The organism is Cupriavidus taiwanensis LMG 19424 (assembly GCF_000069785.1).
GTDB classification, from domain to species: Bacteria; Pseudomonadota; Gammaproteobacteria; order Burkholderiales; family Burkholderiaceae; genus Cupriavidus; species Cupriavidus taiwanensis.
In genome coordinates, this window is the sequence record NC_010530.1 from 1013787 (window position 1) to 1032727 (window position 18941).

The following is an 18941-nucleotide window of genomic DNA, read 5'->3' on the forward strand; positions in this document are numbered from 1 at the left end:
TAAGGTAGTAGAGACCCGCCGGTACCCGACCGGCGCCGGCATCCACTTCATCGCCACGACGACATGATCAAGGAAATCGCGCAAATCACCATCAAGCCCGGCATGGACAAGCAGTTCGAACATGGTGTGAGCCAGGCCACGCCGCTGTTCCTGCGCTCGCACGGGTGCCACGGCGTGCAGTTGTTCCGCTCGATCGAGCAGCCCGACCAGTACACGCTTGTTGTGGACTGGGAAACCGTGGACGACCATATGGTGCTGTTCCGCGAATCGCCCGAGTTCCAGCAATGGCGCGGCCTTGTTGCCGAGACCTTTGCCGCGCCGCCCCACGTGCACCACGAGTCAAAGGTCCTGTAAGCCCGCGCCATGAGCACCCGGCCCGAACGCCCCCGCCATTTCTCGATGCTGCGCGAATTGCAGCTGGCCGATGTCTTTACGCTCGGCAACGCGGCCTGCGGCATGGGGTCGGTGTTCTTCGCGATGTTCTTCGTCGCGGACCAGCAGCTGGCGCATTTCTATACCGCCGCGGCGCTGGCGCCGCTGGCCTTTATCTTCGACGTGCTGGACGGCCGCATCGCGCGCTGGCGCCATGCGCATTCCGCGCTGGGGCGCGAGCTGGACTCACTGGCCGACGTGATCTCGTTCGGCGTCGGCCCCGCCACGCTGGCCTTTGCCGCCGGCATGCGCGGCGGCTGGGACCTGGCGGTGCTGATCTACTTTGTCTGCTGTGGCGTCAGCCGGCTGGCGCGCTTCAACGTCACGGCCGAATCGCTGGCGGCCGGCAGTGACAGCGGCAAGGTGGCGTACTTCGAAGGCACGCCCATCCCCACCAGCGTGCTGCTGACCGCCGTGCTGGCCTGGTGCGCCTCGCAGGGCCAGCTGGGCGGCGAACTGCCTGGCGGCGCATGGGCACTCGGTCCCGCCGTGCTGCATCCGCTGGTGCTGCTGTTCGCGCTGTCGGGCACGCTGATGGTCAGCAAGACGTTGCGCATCCCGAAATTCTGAGTGGCCTCCAGAGCGGGTTTCCGGGCGGTTCTTGTCAAAAATCGCGCCGGAGTGGTGACAGAAATGGTTACAGACTTCTGCCACCTAACGCGCTATGTCCAAACTCAACAACCGCCTTATCGAGCGGTCGAAGATCCAGCCAAAAACCAAATTCATCGCCGACGGTGAGGGCCTATACCTTCGCCTGGAGCCGAGTGGAACCAAGACCTTCTGCCTTCGCTATACCGTCGCGGGTAGCCGGAAGCTAAAGGTTCTTGGCACCTTCCCCGACATGGACATCGCCGCGGCCCGCAAACAGGCCTCGGAGATGCGAGAGCTGCTGGAGGTCCATGACAGCCTTCCCAGTGCCAGCAAAGAAGTCGATGCTCTCACATCGCCTATTACGGTGGCACAGCTGGCGACGGAATGGGAAATGCGATATTGCAGGCAGCGCTATAAGCGTCCCGACAAGGAGTTGCACTATCTCAAGAGCGACATTGTTCCGGTCATCGGACAGGAGTTGGTCCAAAACGTGACCGGCCGGCACGTCTCGCTGGTAATTGGCAAGATCGTTGACCGCGGTGCCAGGACGAAGGCGAACAGAACCCTGTGTGTGCTGAAATCTCTGTTCGGTTATGCCGTCGAGCATGGCTACATCGACGCCACCCCGGTCGCCATGACTAAGAAGGGCGCAGGCGGTGCCGAGAAGGCGCGCTCCCGTGTGCTCAACCCAAAGGAGATAGAGACGCTGTGGCACGCGCTGGACTCAAGGCGTCGCCGCATGAACTGGCGAACCAAGGCGCTATTGAAGCTGATTCTGCTGACGGCCCAACGGCCTGGTGAATGTTGCGGGATGCGTTGGGAGGACGTCGATCTGGCCAATGGAATCTGGTTCTTGCCGGCCGAGCTTACGAAGTCCGATCGTGACCATGTCGTCCACCTCTCTCATATGGCCGTGAGCATCTTGAAGATGGCAGAGAAGGAGACTGGCGGCAGCGTCTACGTCTTCAATAGTGTGGTCAAAGGGAGGGATGTGGCTACCACCGTTGATGCCTTGACGCGGGCCGTGGCCCGCATGCTGGCTAACGGTGAGTTCGGCGCCATGAAGCGATTCACGCCACACGATCTTAGAAGGACGGCCTCAACCGGCATGGCCAACGCTGGCGTCTACCCTCACATCACAGAGAAGATTTTGAACCACCGCATGAAGGGAGTGCTGGCCGTATACAACCATGGCGAATACCTTCCAGAACGGAAGGCCGCCATGGAATTGTGGGGCCGTCTTATAGAAGGTTGGGTTGGCAACCTTGTAGGACAGGTCAGTGAAGTGGGCCAAATGCAGCTTCTACTATGACGCATTGGCGATCTTCACGGGCCTGCGACGCTCAACACTATTAAAAATGTCGGAAACCCTTTGCGCGTTGGCGTTTAAATCGTCGCGCCAAACGTCAATACGTATGCGGCGCTCAATCTCAGAAGTTATTCTGTTGATATTGGATTCTGCTGTGAGTAGCGGAAGATCTGCGACCTTGCCGCAGCACGGGCAGGTCAGAAAAGCGGTTGGTCCATCGAAGTCAATGTCCGCTGAATCCAAATCCATTTCGTGATCGCAGTAATCGCAGAAGGGTCGGACGTTCCAAATTTTATTGGTGGGTGCCATATAACCCCAGCGCCAGTGAATCCCACCCAACGTTGCTTCCTTGTATGACTTATCCCATGTGTTTTCAGGTTTATGGCTTGCCTGCCCCACCGGAACACGCTTCTTTTCCTCTAACTCAGCATGAGCCAGGTCAAGCTCTCTTTTTGCTTTGGATAATTCAGCCGAAGCCGTGGCGAGTTCCAATTGAAGATGCTTATTTGCATCCCTGAGTGTCGCGTTGGACGAGGCCGCTTGCACGAGTTCATCCTGGACCCCATTTAACTGGCCTTTCCATCGCACAAGCATGCTGGAAGTTCGCTTGAGGATTTGAGTGGTAGTCCAGGCAGCGTATGTGCCCATTAAGATTGTCGAAATAACGGCCGCATTACTAATTGGCGTTTTAGACAAAAACCATTCTGCGGTGACCGTTATCCACTCCGGGACCCGCCACTCTACTGTCAAAATCTTAGTTGCCAACTCACTGACCAAAGGCGTGAAAATAGCGCCAGCCAACGCAGCAGCGATCGACTCCAACCCGATTTTCTTCCAATTTACTTTATCTTCCCTGTCGTTCATGTTCCGTATCTCCAGTAACCTTCTTAAAGGCCTAGTTGTGAAGCGGCCGCGTCTTTGGAAATGCGGTCCTTACGGAGCTGGTTCTCTTTAAGGTATGGCGACCAGATGTCGAGGCGAATTGCGCGCTCAATAATGTCCCTGGCATTGTTTGCCTCTTGTATGTCTGTTCTGGTCATGTGAATGGTATGTCTGCAACTGCGACACGCAACATTAAGGTAGCCTGAACTCGGAGATCGATGGCCCTCGTTTAACTTAAGGGGCATATCGCATTTTTCACAGAAGGACCTCATATTTAGCGGCTGCCCATTAGGATGGTAGTCCCAGCGCCAATGCACATGCTCGATAGTTGCCTCGCGGAATAGGTCGTTGTGGGCAGGGCTGGGGGGAGGCACATAGGAGGCCAAGCCGGTCTTCGGACGAGGATTTGCTCCAGCGATTTGCTGGCGAGCTACTGCCAGATCCTCCTTGGCTTTGTCCAACTCTTCGTTGCGCATAGAAAGGTGACCCCGCACTTTGGTCAGTTTTTCCTCAATCTGTTGTCGGGCTGCGGCGTCGGCTGAGCGCTCTCTTTGTGCCTTTTCAAGGGCTGCTGCATGCTGAGCATGAACACGACGAGAAAGCACGACGAATCGAACGAGTAGCCAGAATGCCATTGCCCCAGAGAGTAGGCACCAGAGCAGCAAGGTATTATTGATCGGAGTAGCTCTTGCAAACCAGGCGGCAAAGTCCATCAACCAATCCGGAACTTTGGCGTCAGATTTTTCCAACCACCCGTCGACCTTGCCTAGCAGCCAGGTCATGACGGTAGTGAATATGGCAATCGCCAGTTCTTTCCTGAAGTTAGATTTCCCGTCTTTTTCGCTCATAGCGAACAACCTTCCCAAACGATTAAGTTTTGGCTGACTTGATGTCAGCCATTCTTCTTCGAAGCCTCTTGGGCTTTCTGCTCCACCGTGTGAAACACACGCCGACGAATCCGGTCCTGCGCCGAATACATCGAACGGCCTAGGTCGTGTGAGAAATCACACTCCTCGCAACGCAGACCATCTTTTGAGAAGCCAAAGGAGAGATTTGTCGTGGTCCAAATCATTGGGTAAGAGCACTTTGGGCAAAGCGCCAGGATGTTCTCCATATCAAACTTGCCTTCCGAGTTCCTACGCCACTTCCACTTCCACTCAAGTCCATCGATACGATCCGCGACGTAGCTGAGGAAGCTCATGTCTGGGCCATCCGTGGACAGACGTGCGCTGGCCGAATTGATCAAGCGCACTAGCAGGTATGCCGCCGCTGCCGCAGAAATGATCCATGCCGGCTTCAGACCGATGGGTGTGTTGAACCACCGTCCAATACTGACGACCCATTCCGGGATCCAAGTCCAGGCCCATTCCAGTTTTACGTTCTCGATCTTGGTAAGGAGCCAAGAGACCAGGATAGGGGCAAGGGCAACAACTGTAGGGTTGTGCCAAAAGCCTTTCTTGGTTGTTTGCGACCCGCTGTCCGCCATAGTTAGTGTCTTGTTGTCATGCGATGGACGGAATCTTACACAAACCGAAGGGACACACTGCGCCATGCGCGATCACCAATGATAGCTCCCATCAATTGCGTTGCAATATGTAATAGCGACCGTCTGAAGGAGATTTTGACGGTCAAGTAAGTCACTAGTGAGACAACCGGGTAAATGCCCGGTCTGTCAAGCAAAAAACGGGGGAGTCTTAGAAGGATTCGCCCGACCCGGCTCCCCAGCCTTCCTCGTTCCGGGCCAGGCACGACCTTCCTTATACAGGCAGGGCGGGCCTCGGAAATTTTATCCTTATGGGGCCTTTCGCTCCGTGCGAAAGCGCACCCGTCCTGTGCTTGCCTTGCACGTCTATTCCTATAATTAAGTCTTTAATGGGAGGGACCGTTATGCGCTCCAATTGGGTTCTGATGCCATTGTTGGCTCTATTTTTTTCTGGAGGGGTAAATGCGCAATGCAAAAAACATGAGTTAATGCAAATTTCATCTCTGGCAGTTGATAAACTAGGAGGGACGCTGCTTTCGGCTGATATGAATGGTGATGGTCGCGACGATGTGATATCGGCACAGGGGGAAGGCGTCGGAATGGTTGCTGTATATTTGTCTGCAAGCAATGGTGCGCCAGGTGGACCAATAAATAGTAGCTCCAAGCCCGCGTCCGCGCCTGTGGGCCCTTACTACATTGGCACTACCAAAAATGAACGAGTATTCTTGGGGAGAGTTTATGACGATCCGTGGGCAATCTACGCTCAAGTTGGGGCTACGCCTCAATTTCGCGGCATCAAGATGACAACAATACCTACCAGAACATTTGGGCAGTTCTTTGACATAAATGGCGACGGGAAGATAGACTTCCTATTTGTAACGCCCGATCGCCGCTCGTTGGCTCTCGCATACGGAACTGGCAACGGACAATTTCAGGCGCCCGTAACTGTGTTGAACGATGTCGCTTTTGACGGAACCTTCGGGTTTTGGCCAGCGTGGGGAGATTTTTTGGGTAACGGATCCAAAACGCTTGCAGTTGGCCGTCACTGGAGAAGCGCCCCACAGCCCAGCATACCCGCAAATATCTCAATTTTTGAAAGTCAGAACGGTCAATTCAGTAAGAAAATTTCTTGCGATGTTCCAATATCAATAGGAACTCATATCGAAACGCTTGTTACGCTAAGGCTCAAAAATGAGACGTTACTGGTTGCTGCTCCGGGTCAAGGGAGTATATACACGCTTAGCTTGAAAAAGAGGCTAGACGATCCCAGTGCATTGCCATATTCGTGCACGTTCACAGTTATTCCAAACAGCAATTCTCGTTCCGCTGCGGTTGCCGATTTCAATGGGGATGGAATGGATGATTTGGTTTGGGTTCGTCAGCAAGACCTGTTGCTATATTACGTGCTTGCTGACGACAAAACCACAGCTGATAATTGGAAGCAACAAACGATTGGAGTTGGCGAAGCGGTATTCAATGCAACTGTTGGCGACTTTAACGCCGATGGGATGTCGGATGTAGTGTTGAAGACAGGTAAGCGGATTATCCACTTGGTAAGCCAATGCCACCCTTAAGGGCCAGCGCCCCGTTAAGGCGTGGCCTCCGCCCTACTTATACAGGCAGGGGCGGGGTCAGCAACACCGGCTCCTTATAGGGCAGCATCAAGTCCTCGCGCAGCATGCCGTTAACCCAAGGATGCTGTCTTGATGGAGAAGCGATGTTCGGTATTGTGTGGGATGTTTTGAGCAACTTTGGCGCCGCCATTGCAGGAGCGTCGTTCGTGCTGCTGTTTGGATTTGCCGCCCAGTTCTTCGCAGGCGACCGAGAGCGGTTTGTCCCAATGCTACTGGGAGCCTGGGGAGCGGGGATCGTTGTGGCTTGCGCGGCTTTCGGCTGGCGATGGATCTACGCTAAGGTGACCATGGACCAGGTCGACTTGATGATGATGGGTGGGCTGAAGACCCCTGGCGCGCTCGTTGCCGCTGCTTGTGGGGGCATCATCGGCATCATCGCACATGTCTTCATGATGCGCCGAGCTTAAGGAAAGGGGCTGTGCAGCCCCTCTTTCCGCAGTGCGGGCCCGCTTATAGGTCTGGGCACTCCAAAAATTCAACCGTGGGACGGTTTTCGCGGGGCAGGGATTCGATGTTCGCTTCCATCATGGAAGCGTTCCATCTGATGGTGCTCCTGTTCCAGCTACCTTCGCCCAATTCAAGCATGATTGCGTTGGACTTGCCCCACAGGACAACTCTGCGGAGCACGGCGCGCTTTAGGCGTGGGCGTCCGACTGAGGAGACGCCGACAGAAGGGTGTTTTTCAAACAGCTGCACAGCAAACTCTGGTTGCGAGGCTTCCGCGTCCTGAATATGAATCTTCAGTTCGTCGAAGGCATGCTTGGCGTTATCTTGGCTGGCAATCATATTAAGCACACTTTTTGGGGTCATTGATAGCCTTGAGCACGGTGTCGAGGCGCTGTTGCCACATCGAAAAGTTGTAATAGCTGTAGCCTTTGAAGGCGATGGCATCCTTACCCATTGCCTGGATGTCTACGACCATATAGACCGAGCGCATCTGAGGGCCGAAGGCTGTTTCCGTGATCGTTATCTTCGTCTTGTCAGGCGACAACACCACGCTGCCCACAGGTTGGCATTCACCCGCATAGGTGGCGATGTTGGCGTAGACCTGATCGATGGGCTTCTGGATCCGAACATCGCGCCGCAGGTTCTCAGGCACCCGCACATCCGCATTGGTGGTGGTTGTGAAGGCCGGCGCGCAGCCAGAGAGCGAGGCGAATGCCATGGAAGCAGCTACAGCAAAAAGACCCAGACGTGTCATATCGACATCCTTATAGAAGACCTGCGATTTTAATGGAGAGAAGCAGGGCGTGACCACGCCACGACGACCTTGACGCCTGCGTCCCTGGCAATTTCGATCATGTTTGCAGTGCTAGTGTGGCCAGGAAAGGCGAGCACCAATTCAGGCTTGCCCTCACGCAGCATGCGATGGTTCCTGACACGTCCACCCCGGCGGCCTGCGGCCGCCTCATAGGGGAAGGGTGGTGGGAGTGACACGCCGCGCGCCACAGGCTTTCGCATGCGCGTCTGCACCGGTCGCCTCGCCCTGAATCAGCAAGGTGATGGTGCGACGCGCGTGGACGCGATCTAAGACCGCCCATACCCATTCCCGGTCGTCGTATTCGCGCCCGCCCGTTACCAACCACACGCATTTACTTTGCTTTGATTAGCTCAAACCAAAGTTCCTCTGCGCCGTCTGCCTCAGATTTGAGCGGATGCGTGGCGCAATAGTTGTCCATCCATAGATACGCCTGCTCGGCCGAGTTGAGCTTATTGAGCGGATCGAAACCGGGCTTGGAAAGCCCTTGGGCAAGGCCGCTCAGATAACCAAGCAGCCAAGTCTTCTGAGTATTGTTTGGCGTCCGAACCCATTTCCCACAGTCGATGTTTCCAAAAATGGCTACTGCGTGCGCAGCAGGGGTGTGAAGCGTGAAGAGGATTGCAGCGGCTGCTAGCGCCTTCTTCATGGTGGTCGTCCTCACTTGCATGGGAAAGCCTCGCGAAGAACGTAATAAATTGCCATGCCTAGCGGCATGTTGTCCTTGAACTTGGCAACGACGGGCGAGTTGCGATCGTCGAGCATCGCCCGAACGTTGCTCGGGTTCAGCGAAAGCTTGCCGGGTTGGCAATAGAGAAGAGTCTTGTTGTCGAATTGGAGTTGAGCATTCGCAACGCCAAGCGAAGAAGTTGCCCCCGCGATATAAACGTCAAGCAGGCCGTCTACTTCCTTTTCGTTCTTCTGTGTTGCAGCTGCAATTCTGTAGTCTTTCCACATGATGTCGGCCATTGCGTTGCCCGACAGCAATGCCCCGCCAAGCGCGGTGATAATCAATTTCTTCATATTATTATTCCCCGGTTGTCCGTCAAAAATACTCCCTGCGTTCAAATCCAAAGCCAAAGTGCCTCGTAGTAGCGGCTGTAGCCCTCGCCGGCGAGCCTGTTACGGAAGCCCGCCTTCTCGATAATATGGCCTAGAACATCAGTCGGTCGCTCCTTCCCCCGCCCCCGCCACTCTTCCATGCACTCCTCGAAGAAGTCCGGATGGTGGGTCTTCACCGCGAGGCAAAGCTCCGTCTGGTTCATCCCAGCTTCTCCAGCATGGCCAACTGCTCGGGCGTCAGGGTCTGGAATTTCTTGAACAGCTCCGACTTCTCGCCGCGCTTCTGGCTCTTGCCGCGACGGTATTCGTCGAGCTTGGCGCCCACCGCGGCCTCATCCAGGTTGTCCAGGATTACCTCGAGGGCATCCCCGACCGGCAGCGCATGCTTCTTTGCCAGCGCAAAGAGCTTGTCCTGGGCGGCAGGGCGCAGGAAGTAGCTGTAGCGCTTCTTTTCCTCGGTGGTTTGCTCGGTTTGCTTTTTCGTCATGGATCAGTCCTTGATTGTGTAAAGTGTCTTGTGTGTATTATAGGTCGTGACTCGTTGTGTCAGACTCCAAAAAAAACGCCCCTTGGAAGGGGCGCCAGGAGACATCACGATGGAAACGGTCAGGTGGTGAAGCCGATCGGGTTGGACGGTTCATCCTCGGCCTGCAGTTGCATGGCCGCGAGCTGGTAGGGCAGGTCACGCAGCAGGAGCAGGCCCAGCAGCATCAGCGGGTTCTGCGTCAGGAGCAGGCCCACCGCGATCAACAGCAGAATGGCGAGATTCAGGATCAAGGTGTGGGTCAATGGGCGCGCCTAAGTAAGTAATGAGTGAAGTGTAGACCCGCCCGAGCCGGGCGGCAAGTCCCTTATGCGGCCGCCTTCGCCAGGCCCAGGCCCACGAAGTCGAAGTCGTCACCCCGGCGCAGCACGTTCTCGGCAAAGCCGGGAGTGGCATCGACGATGGCGCGCCGCTGCTGCGCGTGGTTGGCCAGGTGCGAAGACCATTCATCGCGGGCGTCGACCACCAGCGCCACGTTCGGCCCCTTCTTCTTCGCGCGCAGACCGCCATGTCTACCGCAGCGTGCCAATAATGTTACGTCGTAGCCAAAAGTGTAAAACACGCAACCTTTCCCCATCAGACCACTTCGAGCTTGGCTTCGGCGGCGAAAGGCGCGCGTCCAAACAAAAACGCCGACCCAATGGGTCGGCGTCAACGAGTGCTGAAGGCTGAAGGGTGCTTAAGCCGAGGCCTTTTTTTCCGACGCAACGTAGCCTTTGAATGCCGCAACGGCCTTCGCTTTCTGCTCATCGGTGGCGACGCGGTAGTCGGTGAGACCTGCATCACGTAGCGCTTCGATTAGTTCCCGCTCACCCGTGGAGAGGATTGGTTGCCGCGTTATTTCGTTTTCGATGCTGGCCCACAATTCTGGCTCGTCTTGTGACAGAACAAGTTTGTAGAGATGGAGTGGGTCGACGTTCAAAGCGCGAGCCATGCCAGCGATGCGAGCCTGGGGCAAAGCAATTTTGCCGCTCTTGATCATGGATATGACGTTGGGCTTAGGGAAGCCTGCGATTTCCGCGATCTCGATCTGGCTTCGGCCGGATAGCTCGATGGCCTTGGCAATGAAGTCTGCCACGCTGATTTGTTCAGTCGACTTCTTAGCTGCCTTCTTGGAAGCAGTTGCGTTCATAGATCCTCCAGCCCGACACATTCGTCGGAGATAACGTTCGTAGGTATAAGGAGGTGCCAGTCACATATCTATTTGGTGACGCCTCGTTGCATTAATTATAGATCAGATAAGCTACTAGTGAGTGAGGTAAGCCCCACGCCACCGATGGGTTAAACCCTAGCAAAGTGTGAGGACTTGCATGTCACGCCGATAAAAGTAACTAGCTACATGGACAACGTCGAGAGTTACAACTGCACCCGCGAAGCCTATGTCCAGGCGGCGCGCGACGCGGCCGGCGTTACCTTCGCCGTGCTGCATGACGGCAAGTGGTATGAACGCGGCTCGATGGGCTGGTGGGGCTGCGTGTCCGACGAGAAGGACACGAACGAGTGGTATCGCCAGTTTGCCGAGCTGATCGACGGCCTGCCCGACGACACGCCGCTGACCGTGGTCGACTGCCACATCTAAGGCCAGGGCCATGCCGAGCTACTTTGTCGCCTATCGGTGGCACTCCCCGATGGCCAGGTGGCGGGAGAAGGGCGCTGCCGGCTGCAGCGCTCCACCCCGGTTTGCACCATCGAGGACGTGGCAGACATGGAACAGGCCATCCGCATCATGCCGAATCACCGCGGCATGAACCAGATCATCATCCAGAACTGGCAACGCTTCGAGGAGCCAATCGAGTGATTACCACAATCTGCATCGCCGTCGCCTTCGGGCTGATTTTCGGCGGGAGGAAGGGGCCGTGATTCGCGTCGCCTTCGTCTTTCTGAACCTGCTGGCCTTGGTGTCCGGCCTGCTGCATGTCTACTTGTCGATTCGGCCGGATCAGCGTTGGAACACGCTGCGCCGCGTGAATCGCCTGGTTGGCCTGGGGCTGGGCGTGCTGGGGGTCGTCATCGCCATCATGTTCGTCCTGTCCAACCTGGACACCCTCACCAACTGATTTACCACTCTCATAGGAGAAACCATGAAGAAGTTCTTCCGTTCCATCGTCACGATCGGTGCCATGCTGGGTGCCGCGGTCGCACTCTCTGGCTGCGGCTCAGGCTTTTTTTGGCTTGTCAGATAAGTCACTGCTGAGGTTATAATATGTTGCGTCGAAGCGATCCAGGCATCGTGCTTGCAGCGACATCGCGCGGGCCATTTCACTTTGACGGTCGGGTTAGAGCGGTGCTGACGTGGCGCGCTGCAGCGGGCTGCGGAGGGTTGCACAACTCTCCTGCGCAAGCGCTTCAAGCCCCTGCGTTCGGTCGATACAGTTTCGTTATTACCACACCAACGGGAGAGCAAAGATGCTCACGGCAGCGCAGTATGCGCAAGCGCATTCCTTACAGAACGAGTTCCGGGCCAACACGAACTACGAGGCCCGCGAAGTCATCCACAATCACCTCGACCGCCTGCTGGATCCGGCGGTTGCTGCAGCCAGGAAGCCCACCACCGACCGTCCGACCATCGAGGGCTGGATCGAGAAGCTGCCGCTGGGGTATCACCGCGCGATGCTCCGGATGGAGGTCTACAACCGCTGGCCGCCGGCGCCGACCGTCTACCCGAAAGAACAAGCCGAAGCGCCGCGCGTGGTCCACAAGCCTGCCCCGGTCGCCAAGCCCAAGCCCGCTTCCGCAGCGGCCGAACCCGTGAGCTTCGCGGAAGGCCTGGCTGCAGCCATCAACAGCCGTTTTAATGACGCCTAAAGGATAAGTCATGAGTGAATTAGCGCAAGCCATCAACGCCGCCGTTGCCGAAGAGCTGGGCCTCACGGTCGAGCCGATCGACGGCGCGGAGGGATTGCCCGAAGGTGCCTTTGGTGACCCGTTGCCGGAGCCCGAGGTCAAGCACCCGGTGCCGCCGATGGAGCCGGAGAAGCTGAAGGAGTTGGCGCGCGCCTACCTGCGCGGCGAAATCTTCACCGACCGTCAGTGCCAGCAGCCCAACGACCTCCATCTGGCCTTCATGCCGATCGTCTTTGGCGCCTTGAGCGCCTTCGATGTCGGCACGCTGGGCCTAATCTACGAGTTCTGGAGCGAGGCCGGCCCGCGCTCCATCAATGGCATGCCGACCTTCTTCTCCATGCGCATGCTGAACCGCGAGGACGCGACGACGCTGGCCGGCTACGTCGAGAAGCTGGCTGAGGCCGAGAAGAATGCGCTGGCAGCGCTCGGTTAAGGAAAGGGGGAATCCTCACATGAAATATTTCGACCGCGAAGGTAGGCCACTGACTTCTGAAGAGTGGCTGGAGAAGCGCGCCGACACCGCCTACAACGTCGTGCGCCAATTCGACAACGGCAAGGTCTACATCGCCATCGAGTGGTATGGCAAGTGCAAGGACCGCGAGGCGGTTTACCAGCACCTTGCGCCGCTGTTCAGGCTGCACTTCCAAACCTACTCGGACGTGGACGGACGCCTGATACCGGACCCTCAGGACGGCAAGATGTTCGGCACCGAGCAGGAAGCCATCGAGGCCTACGAGAAGCAGGTGGTGCGCAGGACCGAGTCCACGCGCGACGACGACGGCAACGTGGTTGAGGTCGGCAACATCCACACGCCGGTCAGCCCTGACGCGCCGCACTCGGAAGAGGCGGTGGCCATGATTTCCACCGGAGACGACGATGTCGGCGTCTGGTGAATCGAAGCCGTTTGGCGCGCCACGCACCGACGCACTGTTCCACCAACTGTCCCAGCCGCGCGCCGAGACACCGATGGAGCGTCGCTCGCGGGTGGAATATGGGCTGCTCATGCACGCCGTGCAGCTGGAGAAGGAGCTGATGGGAAAGGCGCCCAGAAAAGGCAACTATCGCCCCGGCACGCCGCTCAACGAAATCCTCAAGGACTGCTGGTCGCGCAGCTTCACCATGGAGCAGACCCTGCAGGAGGTGGAGGGGATGGGGTTCAAGGTCGACGCCTCGCTCGTCACGTGGTTCAACGGCCAGTGGGATGCCGATTTCCAGCGCGAAATGTCCAGAGAGGACAGGGCGGACAAGCTCATGGAGCAGGCACAGGTGTTCGCCAGCGCATGGGCCTCGGTTGACGGCCCATTCGATACCGGCACCATGCTGGCCACCGCGAAGAAGGAGCGCGAGAACCTGCGCAAGATGATCCTGGAGGCCGATCGTGGCTAAAGCTGACCCGAAGCTCGAGGCCTGGCTGAAGTCGGGCAAATACCTACCTGAGCCGCTGCGGGACTTCCACGACCAGAAGGAAGTCTTTATGGCCATGCACGAGATTGTGAATGTGGAAGGCAACGCGATGGCGGCCAGGGTCGATTGGATCTCCGGGCAGTGCTACGTGATCGACATCTTCCTCTGGTTCATGGCTCGCCGTGGTTACACGCTGCAGCGCAGCCGTGCGCCGGTGCCGTTCCTGGATCTGGAGCAGACCGTGAGTGAGCAGACCGCCAAGCGCGAGGCTCATTTCACGGCGCTGCTCACTGGCGCGATGAAGGGGCCGTCGTGAGTCTTGAGGATCTTCCCAACAGCCGCACACCGGACCTCTACCTGACCGCAGCGCAACGCGAAGCCGAATATCCGCGCTTCGAGCGGTGGTGGCAAGACCACGGCCGGTATTGCCGCGCCGGCGGTGGTGAATACGAAAAGTCGTTTGCTTGGGCGTCCTGGCAATACCTGCGGGCGTCCCTCCACCAGCAGCCGCTGACTTTCGACGCGCGTGAAGTCCACTGAAAGGAGTAGCCATGAAGCGAAGCGAGAACCCGTTCAAAGGCCCGTGCTACGACGGCCAACAGACCTTCCACGTTGCCGCCGGCGATCGGATCGGCATGGTGAAGAAGTTCGACAAGGCGCAATGCGAGGCTGCATTGCAAGTGCCTGGCCTGCAGAAGACGGTCGAGAACGCCGTCAAGGTTCGCCTGCGCCAGCTCGACGGCGGCACGGTGAAACGGAAAAGGAGTTCGCCGTGATTCGAAATCTCTGGCGACGCCTGGTTGAGTTCGTCCGCGATCCTTACAAAGGCGCGCGTGAGCAGGCCGAACGGGAGATTGCCGACATCGAGGCCTGGGTCAAAGCTGGCGCACCGGAAGGTGGCTGGGCCAAACTGAAGAAGGAAAGGAGGTGGTGGCTATGACGTTCGAGGAGTGGTGGAGTGGCCGGTGCAAGAACATCAGCTACATCAGCGTGGCCGAACTGCGCGAAGCCTGGCGCATGGGTGCGGCGAGTGGCGCAGCGCTCGCACCTACCGGGCGCTCCGTGCGTTGCGGCGCCTATGTGTTCGATCTGCGCTCCCGCCAAGCCTCGCGTCATGGCCGCATCGTCCCGCTCGCGCCAAAGGAATTCGATCTGGCGGTGCTGCTATTTCGTAACATGGATCGCGTCGTGACCCGCGATCACCTTGTCGCCGCGGTATGGGGCCGCGACCTGTCGCCCCAATCGCGGACGGTCGACTCGCATATCTCGCGCACGCGCACCAAGTTGGGCCTAAACGGCGAACACGGCCTCAAGCTCGTGCCTGTCTACACCCACGGCTACCGGCTGCAGATGGCAGGCACAGCTATCGCAAACGAACAAGGAGCATTGGCATGAGTCTGAGCAAAGACGCCCGCGAACTGCTGGAGCGCGCCATCAACCATTCACGCACCTACGCGCGGAACAATATGGGTGGGGATCGGGAAGCCGCAGAACACATCTTCGGACTGTGCGGCCTGATCGAAGGCGCACTCCTTGTTACCACCGGCCAGGGCGCCAGCGCGCAACAGGCGGAGCCCACCGACTGGATGTGGTGCTACGAGAACCCGCACGAAGCCGCGCGCGAGATTGACCGCCTACGCGCCGCCCCTGCGCCGACCGCATCGCCTGCCGCCCCTACGGGAGCCGAGGCGGGAGAACTGGTCAAAGAACTGGACGAACTCTCATCCGATATGGCGTATGAAGCCAACTGTGAGGGGGATCAAGAGAAGGCCAGCCGCGCGCCGGTGATCGAGCGTGGCGCACGCGCCTTGGCTGCTCTCGCCGCCCCGCAGAGCGCCAGCAAGGAGTGTGCGTGAGCAAGGTCAACAAGAACTATTGGCAGTATGTCAAGGAATCGACCAAGGGCATGCTGACCGCCTGGGGCCGCATCAATTGGTATTGGGACGCTGTGGTGGAAGGATTCTTGTCCGCCATCTTTGTCGCGCTACTATTGTTGCTGCCGTTCTTCTTCTGGCTGTCACCGCTTGTCGCGCTGCTGACCCGTGCCAGTGATCGCCGCGATGCCAGGCAACTGGCGAAGCAGCAAGAGGAGTTCCTGCGTCGGCGCCGATCCATCTGGAGTTTCCGAATGAATGATTCGGTTGTCGAACGCACACGCAAGGAGATCCAGGGATGATTCCGAAGTCTGAGATGAAACATGGCGCCTACTACCAGGGGCGCTGCCGCAATGCCACGATCGCGCGCTGGAATGGCGAGAAGCAATGCTTCGTCCATTTCCGGACGAAATTCGGGGAGCATTTCCTTGAGTCGATCAAGCACGAGGAGGACTTTTCCGGCTTCGACTGCTTCAAGCCTGACCGCGAGGTGACATTCGAGGAGACAGGCCTGGACCAGGAGATCAACATCAACAGTGCCTGGGGGCCGTTCTAGGCAAGTCGCGTAGGCCCTGATGACTGTCCTGTTCCCGGTTGCGAGCATGTCACTGCTGAGTTCATTTCAGCGCGACAACCAACCGACAGGACAGTCCATCATGAAAGCCATCATCCAGCTCAAATGCACCCGCCACCGTTCGTCTGGTGAAATCATCGGGTTCCGCATGCAAGCGGCCATCCCCAACGAAGCAGGCCGCGTGATGCGCGCCTGCACGGACGGGCAGGGTGAAGTCCTCTCCTTCTACGCGACCAGCCAACTCGCGCCGTCCTTCAACCGCCCCTACCTGATCGAGGAAACCTCGGACTACTCGCTGATCGGTAAAGGCGAAATGAAGCGCTTCCTGGAGAAATTGCGCTGGCAGGGTTACACCGCCTACGAGTTCGTCGGCAAGATGTGGGAGCGCGTCCGCCTCGATCCCCACTCGCTGGTCTGACGGGCCAGACACAGGAAAGGCGCCTTTCGGCGCCTTTCAAATCCTCCCAAGCCGGCCTAGGCTGCTAGTTCGCAAATGACTTGGAAATTCTGCGCCGCCACGACACCGTCTCGCAGGATGGGGGTGACACACAACTTCGTCACATTCCACGTCTCCATATTGCTGGATGTGGAGACGCCATGACGTGCCTGCAGGCGAATGGCCGTGCCGACTGCCAGGTGACTCAGTTCCCCATTGGCGCCAATTACCGCGAAGCGCTCCGGCTTCCCGACTTCGTTCTCGGTATAGAACTCATAGGTCCACGGCCAAGTGGGATTGATGCGCTCGTATTCCTCTCTCGAGATACCGAGCTTGAAACTCCTCTCCATCCAAGATCTCCAGAATAAGTTGGAGCGCCAGCCTAGCATACTCGCGCGCGGCTTCGCTACCGGCCGCTTGGTCTCCTTTGCTACCAACGCTATTCGCGCATCGCCTGCGCACCCATTCACGCTGCACCGTGCCAAGCATCTCTCCTGCTGGATCGATTGTTGTGCCTGCTGGCGCTTGAGAATATCTCTACATCGCAGCGCGCAACGCAAAGCGCTTCGATACATACCTAAAAACACACTTGAAAGGAAAACATCATGACCAACCTTATCGCTGATGTGAGTGCCAACGACCAAGCCGTTCTCGATGACGTGCTGAACGGCCTGGAGATTCCGGGCACCGAGGGCGAAGTCGCGGGCCTGCTCGCTGACCTGAACCTGGATCCGGACGACATTGTTGAGCCTGCGCTGCCGTCGGGCGACGAAGCCAACGCCGCGATTTTGGGTAAATCGACCATGCAAGCCGCGGTGCCTGCGCTGCCCGCTCCGGTCGCTCCGCTGATCGACGCCAACGCCATCGACGAAGCGGCGCTGGTAGCGGCGGTGCAGGGCGCCGAGAAGCAAGAAGCCTTGCAAGCGCTGTATGCCGAGCAAGAGCCGGCCCTGCCCACCAGCGCTGGTGATGCGCCGGCGACCGAGGAGGTCCAGCCGATGGACCCGGCCAAGCCCAAGCGCCAGGCGAGCCACAACCCGCTGCGCAGCACCAGCGCCAAGAAGTCGGAGAAGCTGGTTGCCCGCCTGGGTGAGCAGGTATCCGAATACCTCGTCCTGGAGATGAGCGATGCCACGCTGCCGCCCGAAGAACTGAAGGCGAAGCAGGATGCGCTGATGGCGATGCTCGATATGTCGCCCACCAACATCGCCCGCGCCAACGGCCAGGCCGCGGTCCAGAAGAAGGTCGCGGACAAGGCGCTGATGCTGTTCGGCTGGATCAAGAACGGTGGCGAACTGAACGAAATCATGCGCCGCACGTTCACGGTCCTGCACCGCGATGGGTTCCTGACCTCGGGCGAGAAGGGCAACCTCCAACTCGACCTGCTGGCGAAGCCCTACTCACTGGGCACGGCGCGAGCGCAGTCCTCGCAGATGTTCGCCCTTCTGCCCCTGCTGAAGATCGCAATCCGCGAGAAGGGCAAGATGATCGCCAACCCCGACAGCGCGCTGCTGCCGCAGATCAAGGCCCGCCTGGCGCTGCAGTAAGGCAAACGCGGTCATGAAGGGCGTCCGCCCCTTCACCGTCAAGCCGCTTGCGCTGCAGGCGGCTTCTCAGTGAAACCACCCGACACCTTGGAGAGAATGATGGACGTGTCCAAACTGCGCCTGCTGTCCGACGATGCTCTGCGCACCCTGAACCATGCCGTTGTGGGCGTCATCCGCGAGCGCCAAGCTGCCAAGCAGCGGGAAGTTGCCATCAGCCTGCGCATCGGTGGCATCGCCAGCTTCTACAGCCGCAAGGATGGCAAGACCGTCAAGATCCGGATTGACCGCCTGAACATGAAGACGGTCAGCGGCACCGAGGTGGATCCGACGACCCACAAGCCGACCTTTCGCACCTGGCGCGTCAGCCCCAGTCTCCTGACAGCTGAACACGCTCGCTCCGACAAGCCGCTGTCGGGCGCTGCCACCTTCTAAGCGGCACCGATTTACCTGAGAGTGTGTGACTTTGCGAGGCTTCGGCCCTGCCTTTTTGCGACAATGGGGTTCCATGGAATAGGGGGGAGAGCTATGGCGCTGAACAAGCAGGAACTGCAACCGTTGGTCTATGAATTTTTCTTTGCCTTCTCACGGATGGAATTAGCGCTGAAAGAACGACGGCTGCTTGAGCATGAAAAGGAGGATGCCAAGGCGAAGCCGGGGTGGAGCGCCTTTGTTGAGATGTTTGAGGCCGACTATGTCCAAAGCGCAGAGGGGATGGCGTTGATTGAGGCGCGGCCGAAGTGCCAGTTTGTGGGGCCGGACCAGTCCCTTGTGTGGCGTGAACTGAGGGCTGATCCCAACCGATCCGAGCTTGCCAATACGGTCGACGCGCTCCAGGTCGTCCGTAACAATCTCTTCCATGGCGGCAAGCATGGGGAGAAGTCCTGGGATGACCCAGAGCGGATCGACCGCCTATTGACTCTTGGTAAAGTCGTGCTGCAACAGCTGGCAAATCTGCACGACGACATTCGCGCCGAGTTCCTCGACGAGGTGTAAGGACGCGAGCGCTTAGACCCTCTATGAGCGATTCTTGCTGCAGCGTTAAGGGTCGGGTAGCACTGCGCGAATTG

At 58.2% G+C, this 18941-nt stretch carries 38 protein-coding genes; 24 read left to right on the forward strand and 14 right to left on the reverse strand.

Features of this window, described 5'->3' with window-relative positions; all coding sequences use genetic code 11:
- Nucleotides 1-63: 63 nt before the first annotated feature.
- The 3 genes from RALTA_RS20260 (at nucleotide 64) to RALTA_RS20270 (ending at nucleotide 2335) form a co-directional block, all read left to right on the forward strand.
- Entirely contained in the window at nucleotides 64-354 is a 291-nt protein-coding gene (locus RALTA_RS20260; protein WP_012355774.1) for an antibiotic biosynthesis monooxygenase family protein, read from the forward strand.
- 9 nt (nucleotides 355-363) lie between these two features.
- A complete protein-coding gene (locus RALTA_RS20265; protein WP_041232512.1) occupies nucleotides 364-1002 on the forward strand; it encodes a CDP-alcohol phosphatidyltransferase family protein in 639 nt (212 codons plus the stop codon).
- Nucleotides 1003-1096: 94 nt separating this feature from the next.
- Entirely contained in the window at nucleotides 1097-2335 is a 1239-nt protein-coding gene (locus tag RALTA_RS20270) for a tyrosine-type recombinase/integrase (protein ID WP_012355776.1), read from the forward strand.
- Here the strand turns inward: RALTA_RS20270 and RALTA_RS30350 are convergent.
- From RALTA_RS30350 to RALTA_RS20275, 3 genes are read right to left on the reverse strand one after another with little or no spacing between them, the layout of a single operon-like run.
- The gene (locus tag RALTA_RS30350) at nucleotides 2330-3196 is read right to left on the reverse strand and encodes a hypothetical protein (protein WP_157877202.1); all 867 of its coding nucleotides are present in this window, start codon (nucleotides 3194-3196) and stop codon (nucleotides 2330-2332) included. The two genes, RALTA_RS20270 and RALTA_RS30350, sit on opposite strands and share 6 nt — an antisense overlap.
- A gap of 23 nt (nucleotides 3197-3219) precedes the next feature.
- Nucleotides 3220-4062, reverse strand: a complete 843-nt coding sequence (locus RALTA_RS30355; RefSeq protein ID WP_157877204.1) for a hypothetical protein — start codon at nucleotides 4060-4062, stop codon at nucleotides 3220-3222.
- A gap of 44 nt (nucleotides 4063-4106) precedes the next feature.
- The gene (locus tag RALTA_RS20275) at nucleotides 4107-4700 is read right to left on the reverse strand and encodes a hypothetical protein (RefSeq protein WP_012355779.1); all 594 of its coding nucleotides are present in this window, start codon (nucleotides 4698-4700) and stop codon (nucleotides 4107-4109) included.
- A gap of 401 nt (nucleotides 4701-5101) precedes the next feature.
- Between RALTA_RS20275 and RALTA_RS29165 the strand changes: the two genes are divergently transcribed.
- The gene (locus RALTA_RS29165; protein WP_012355780.1) at nucleotides 5102-6271 is read left to right on the forward strand and encodes an FG-GAP repeat domain-containing protein; all 1170 of its coding nucleotides are present in this window, start codon (nucleotides 5102-5104) and stop codon (nucleotides 6269-6271) included.
- A 143-nt stretch (nucleotides 6272-6414) separates the two neighbouring features.
- Nucleotides 6415-6738 carry a hypothetical protein gene (locus RALTA_RS20280; RefSeq protein WP_041232513.1) on the forward strand — a complete coding sequence of 108 codons (324 nt, stop codon included), beginning with the start codon at nucleotides 6415-6417 and terminating at the stop codon, nucleotides 6736-6738.
- A 43-nt stretch (nucleotides 6739-6781) separates the two neighbouring features.
- Here RALTA_RS20280 and RALTA_RS20285 read toward each other — a convergent pair whose 3' ends face one another.
- From RALTA_RS20285 to RALTA_RS20320, 10 genes are all read right to left on the reverse strand, one after another.
- Nucleotides 6782-7117, reverse strand: coding sequence for a hypothetical protein (locus tag RALTA_RS20285; RefSeq protein WP_041232514.1), 336 nt, complete (start codon nucleotides 7115-7117; stop codon nucleotides 6782-6784).
- Nucleotide 7118: 1 nt separating this feature from the next.
- Nucleotides 7119-7532, reverse strand: coding sequence for a hypothetical protein (locus tag RALTA_RS20290; RefSeq protein ID WP_012355783.1), 414 nt, complete (start codon nucleotides 7530-7532; stop codon nucleotides 7119-7121).
- Nucleotides 7533-7739: 207 nt separating this feature from the next.
- Nucleotides 7740-7919 (reverse strand): SLOG family protein, encoded by a 180-nt coding sequence (locus RALTA_RS31100; RefSeq protein WP_012355785.1) that lies wholly within the window; start codon nucleotides 7917-7919, stop codon nucleotides 7740-7742.
- Nucleotides 7920-7923: 4 nt separating this feature from the next.
- On the reverse strand, nucleotides 7924-8238 hold the full coding sequence (locus RALTA_RS20295) for a hypothetical protein (protein WP_012355786.1): 315 nt from the start codon (nucleotides 8236-8238) through the stop codon (nucleotides 7924-7926).
- A gap of 11 nt (nucleotides 8239-8249) precedes the next feature.
- Nucleotides 8250-8612: a hypothetical protein gene (locus tag RALTA_RS20300; RefSeq protein ID WP_012355787.1), complete on the reverse strand. Its 363-nt coding sequence runs from the start codon at nucleotides 8610-8612 to the stop codon at nucleotides 8250-8252.
- Nucleotides 8613-8653: 41 nt separating this feature from the next.
- Nucleotides 8654-8854, reverse strand: coding sequence for a hypothetical protein (locus RALTA_RS20305; RefSeq protein ID WP_041232517.1), 201 nt, complete (start codon nucleotides 8852-8854; stop codon nucleotides 8654-8656).
- Nucleotides 8851-9138 carry a hypothetical protein gene (locus tag RALTA_RS20310; protein WP_012355789.1) on the reverse strand — a complete coding sequence of 96 codons (288 nt, stop codon included), beginning with the start codon at nucleotides 9136-9138 and terminating at the stop codon, nucleotides 8851-8853. The genes RALTA_RS20305 and RALTA_RS20310 overlap by 4 nt, the downstream gene beginning before the upstream one ends.
- Before the next feature lie 119 nt (nucleotides 9139-9257).
- Nucleotides 9258-9440 (reverse strand): hypothetical protein, encoded by a 183-nt coding sequence (locus RALTA_RS20315; protein ID WP_041232518.1) that lies wholly within the window; start codon nucleotides 9438-9440, stop codon nucleotides 9258-9260.
- A 62-nt stretch (nucleotides 9441-9502) separates the two neighbouring features.
- Entirely contained in the window at nucleotides 9503-9757 is a 255-nt protein-coding gene (locus tag RALTA_RS30360) for a hypothetical protein (RefSeq protein WP_157877206.1), read from the reverse strand.
- Nucleotides 9758-9874: 117 nt separating this feature from the next.
- Nucleotides 9875-10327, reverse strand: a complete 453-nt coding sequence (locus RALTA_RS20320) for a helix-turn-helix domain-containing protein (protein ID WP_012355792.1) — start codon at nucleotides 10325-10327, stop codon at nucleotides 9875-9877.
- Between the two features lie 207 nt (nucleotides 10328-10534).
- On the opposite strand from RALTA_RS20320, the gene RALTA_RS20325 reads away from it, so the two are divergent.
- The 16 genes from RALTA_RS20325 (at nucleotide 10535) to RALTA_RS20385 (ending at nucleotide 16309) form a co-directional block, all read left to right on the forward strand.
- Nucleotides 10535-10774 carry a hypothetical protein gene (locus RALTA_RS20325; protein WP_012355793.1) on the forward strand — a complete coding sequence of 80 codons (240 nt, stop codon included), beginning with the start codon at nucleotides 10535-10537 and terminating at the stop codon, nucleotides 10772-10774.
- Between the two features lie 36 nt (nucleotides 10775-10810).
- Nucleotides 10811-10993 (forward strand): hypothetical protein, encoded by a 183-nt coding sequence (locus RALTA_RS30365; protein ID WP_157877208.1) that lies wholly within the window; start codon nucleotides 10811-10813, stop codon nucleotides 10991-10993.
- A gap of 58 nt (nucleotides 10994-11051) precedes the next feature.
- A complete protein-coding gene (locus tag RALTA_RS20330) occupies nucleotides 11052-11252 on the forward strand; it encodes a hypothetical protein (RefSeq protein WP_012355795.1) in 201 nt (66 codons plus the stop codon).
- A gap of 349 nt (nucleotides 11253-11601) precedes the next feature.
- Nucleotides 11602-12000, forward strand: a complete 399-nt coding sequence (locus tag RALTA_RS20335; RefSeq protein ID WP_012355797.1) for a hypothetical protein — start codon at nucleotides 11602-11604, stop codon at nucleotides 11998-12000.
- Nucleotides 12001-12010: 10 nt separating this feature from the next.
- Nucleotides 12011-12472 (forward strand): hypothetical protein, encoded by a 462-nt coding sequence (locus RALTA_RS20340; RefSeq protein WP_012355798.1) that lies wholly within the window; start codon nucleotides 12011-12013, stop codon nucleotides 12470-12472.
- Nucleotides 12473-12491: 19 nt separating this feature from the next.
- On the forward strand, nucleotides 12492-12932 hold the full coding sequence (locus RALTA_RS20345) for a hypothetical protein (protein WP_012355799.1): 441 nt from the start codon (nucleotides 12492-12494) through the stop codon (nucleotides 12930-12932).
- Entirely contained in the window at nucleotides 12916-13425 is a 510-nt protein-coding gene (locus tag RALTA_RS20350; RefSeq protein ID WP_041232519.1) for a hypothetical protein, read from the forward strand. The genes RALTA_RS20345 and RALTA_RS20350 overlap by 17 nt, the downstream gene beginning before the upstream one ends.
- Nucleotides 13418-13759 (forward strand): hypothetical protein, encoded by a 342-nt coding sequence (locus RALTA_RS20355; RefSeq protein WP_012355801.1) that lies wholly within the window; start codon nucleotides 13418-13420, stop codon nucleotides 13757-13759. Before RALTA_RS20350 ends, RALTA_RS20355 begins: the two co-directional genes overlap by 8 nt.
- Nucleotides 13756-13983, forward strand: a complete 228-nt coding sequence (locus RALTA_RS30370; protein WP_012355802.1) for a hypothetical protein — start codon at nucleotides 13756-13758, stop codon at nucleotides 13981-13983. Before RALTA_RS20355 ends, RALTA_RS30370 begins: the two co-directional genes overlap by 4 nt.
- An 11-nt stretch (nucleotides 13984-13994) precedes the next feature.
- Nucleotides 13995-14219, forward strand: coding sequence for a hypothetical protein (locus RALTA_RS20360; protein ID WP_012355803.1), 225 nt, complete (start codon nucleotides 13995-13997; stop codon nucleotides 14217-14219).
- Complete coding sequence (locus RALTA_RS30375) at nucleotides 14216-14383, forward strand: hypothetical protein (RefSeq protein WP_012355804.1); 168 nt, start codon at nucleotides 14216-14218, stop codon at nucleotides 14381-14383. The genes RALTA_RS20360 and RALTA_RS30375 overlap by 4 nt, the downstream gene beginning before the upstream one ends.
- Nucleotides 14380-14838, forward strand: a complete 459-nt coding sequence (locus RALTA_RS20365) for a winged helix-turn-helix domain-containing protein (protein ID WP_050976506.1) — start codon at nucleotides 14380-14382, stop codon at nucleotides 14836-14838. Before RALTA_RS30375 ends, RALTA_RS20365 begins: the two co-directional genes overlap by 4 nt.
- Entirely contained in the window at nucleotides 14835-15299 is a 465-nt protein-coding gene (locus tag RALTA_RS20370) for a hypothetical protein (protein ID WP_012355806.1), read from the forward strand. The genes RALTA_RS20365 and RALTA_RS20370 overlap by 4 nt, the downstream gene beginning before the upstream one ends.
- Nucleotides 15296-15619, forward strand: a complete 324-nt coding sequence (locus tag RALTA_RS20375; protein ID WP_041232520.1) for a hypothetical protein — start codon at nucleotides 15296-15298, stop codon at nucleotides 15617-15619. Before RALTA_RS20370 ends, RALTA_RS20375 begins: the two co-directional genes overlap by 4 nt.
- A complete protein-coding gene (locus RALTA_RS20380) occupies nucleotides 15616-15873 on the forward strand; it encodes a hypothetical protein (RefSeq protein WP_041232521.1) in 258 nt (85 codons plus the stop codon). The genes RALTA_RS20375 and RALTA_RS20380 overlap by 4 nt, the downstream gene beginning before the upstream one ends.
- Nucleotides 15874-15973: 100 nt before the next feature.
- Nucleotides 15974-16309, forward strand: coding sequence for a hypothetical protein (locus tag RALTA_RS20385; RefSeq protein ID WP_041232522.1), 336 nt, complete (start codon nucleotides 15974-15976; stop codon nucleotides 16307-16309).
- A gap of 56 nt (nucleotides 16310-16365) precedes the next feature.
- On the opposite strand, the gene RALTA_RS20390 is transcribed toward RALTA_RS20385, so the two are convergent.
- Nucleotides 16366-16677 carry a hypothetical protein gene (locus RALTA_RS20390; protein ID WP_012355810.1) on the reverse strand — a complete coding sequence of 104 codons (312 nt, stop codon included), beginning with the start codon at nucleotides 16675-16677 and terminating at the stop codon, nucleotides 16366-16368.
- Between the two features lie 309 nt (nucleotides 16678-16986).
- Here RALTA_RS20390 and RALTA_RS20395 point away from each other — a divergent pair, with 309 nt between their 5' ends.
- The 3 genes from RALTA_RS20395 (at nucleotide 16987) to RALTA_RS20405 (ending at nucleotide 18867) form a co-directional block, all read left to right on the forward strand.
- Nucleotides 16987-17874, forward strand: a complete 888-nt coding sequence (locus RALTA_RS20395; RefSeq protein ID WP_157877210.1) for a hypothetical protein — start codon at nucleotides 16987-16989, stop codon at nucleotides 17872-17874.
- Nucleotides 17875-17970: 96 nt separating this feature from the next.
- Nucleotides 17971-18306 carry a hypothetical protein gene (locus RALTA_RS20400; RefSeq protein WP_162098833.1) on the forward strand — a complete coding sequence of 112 codons (336 nt, stop codon included), beginning with the start codon at nucleotides 17971-17973 and terminating at the stop codon, nucleotides 18304-18306.
- 93 nt (nucleotides 18307-18399) lie between these two features.
- Entirely contained in the window at nucleotides 18400-18867 is a 468-nt protein-coding gene (locus RALTA_RS20405; protein WP_050976507.1) for a hypothetical protein, read from the forward strand.
- The last annotated feature ends 74 nt before the right edge of the window (nucleotides 18868-18941 follow it).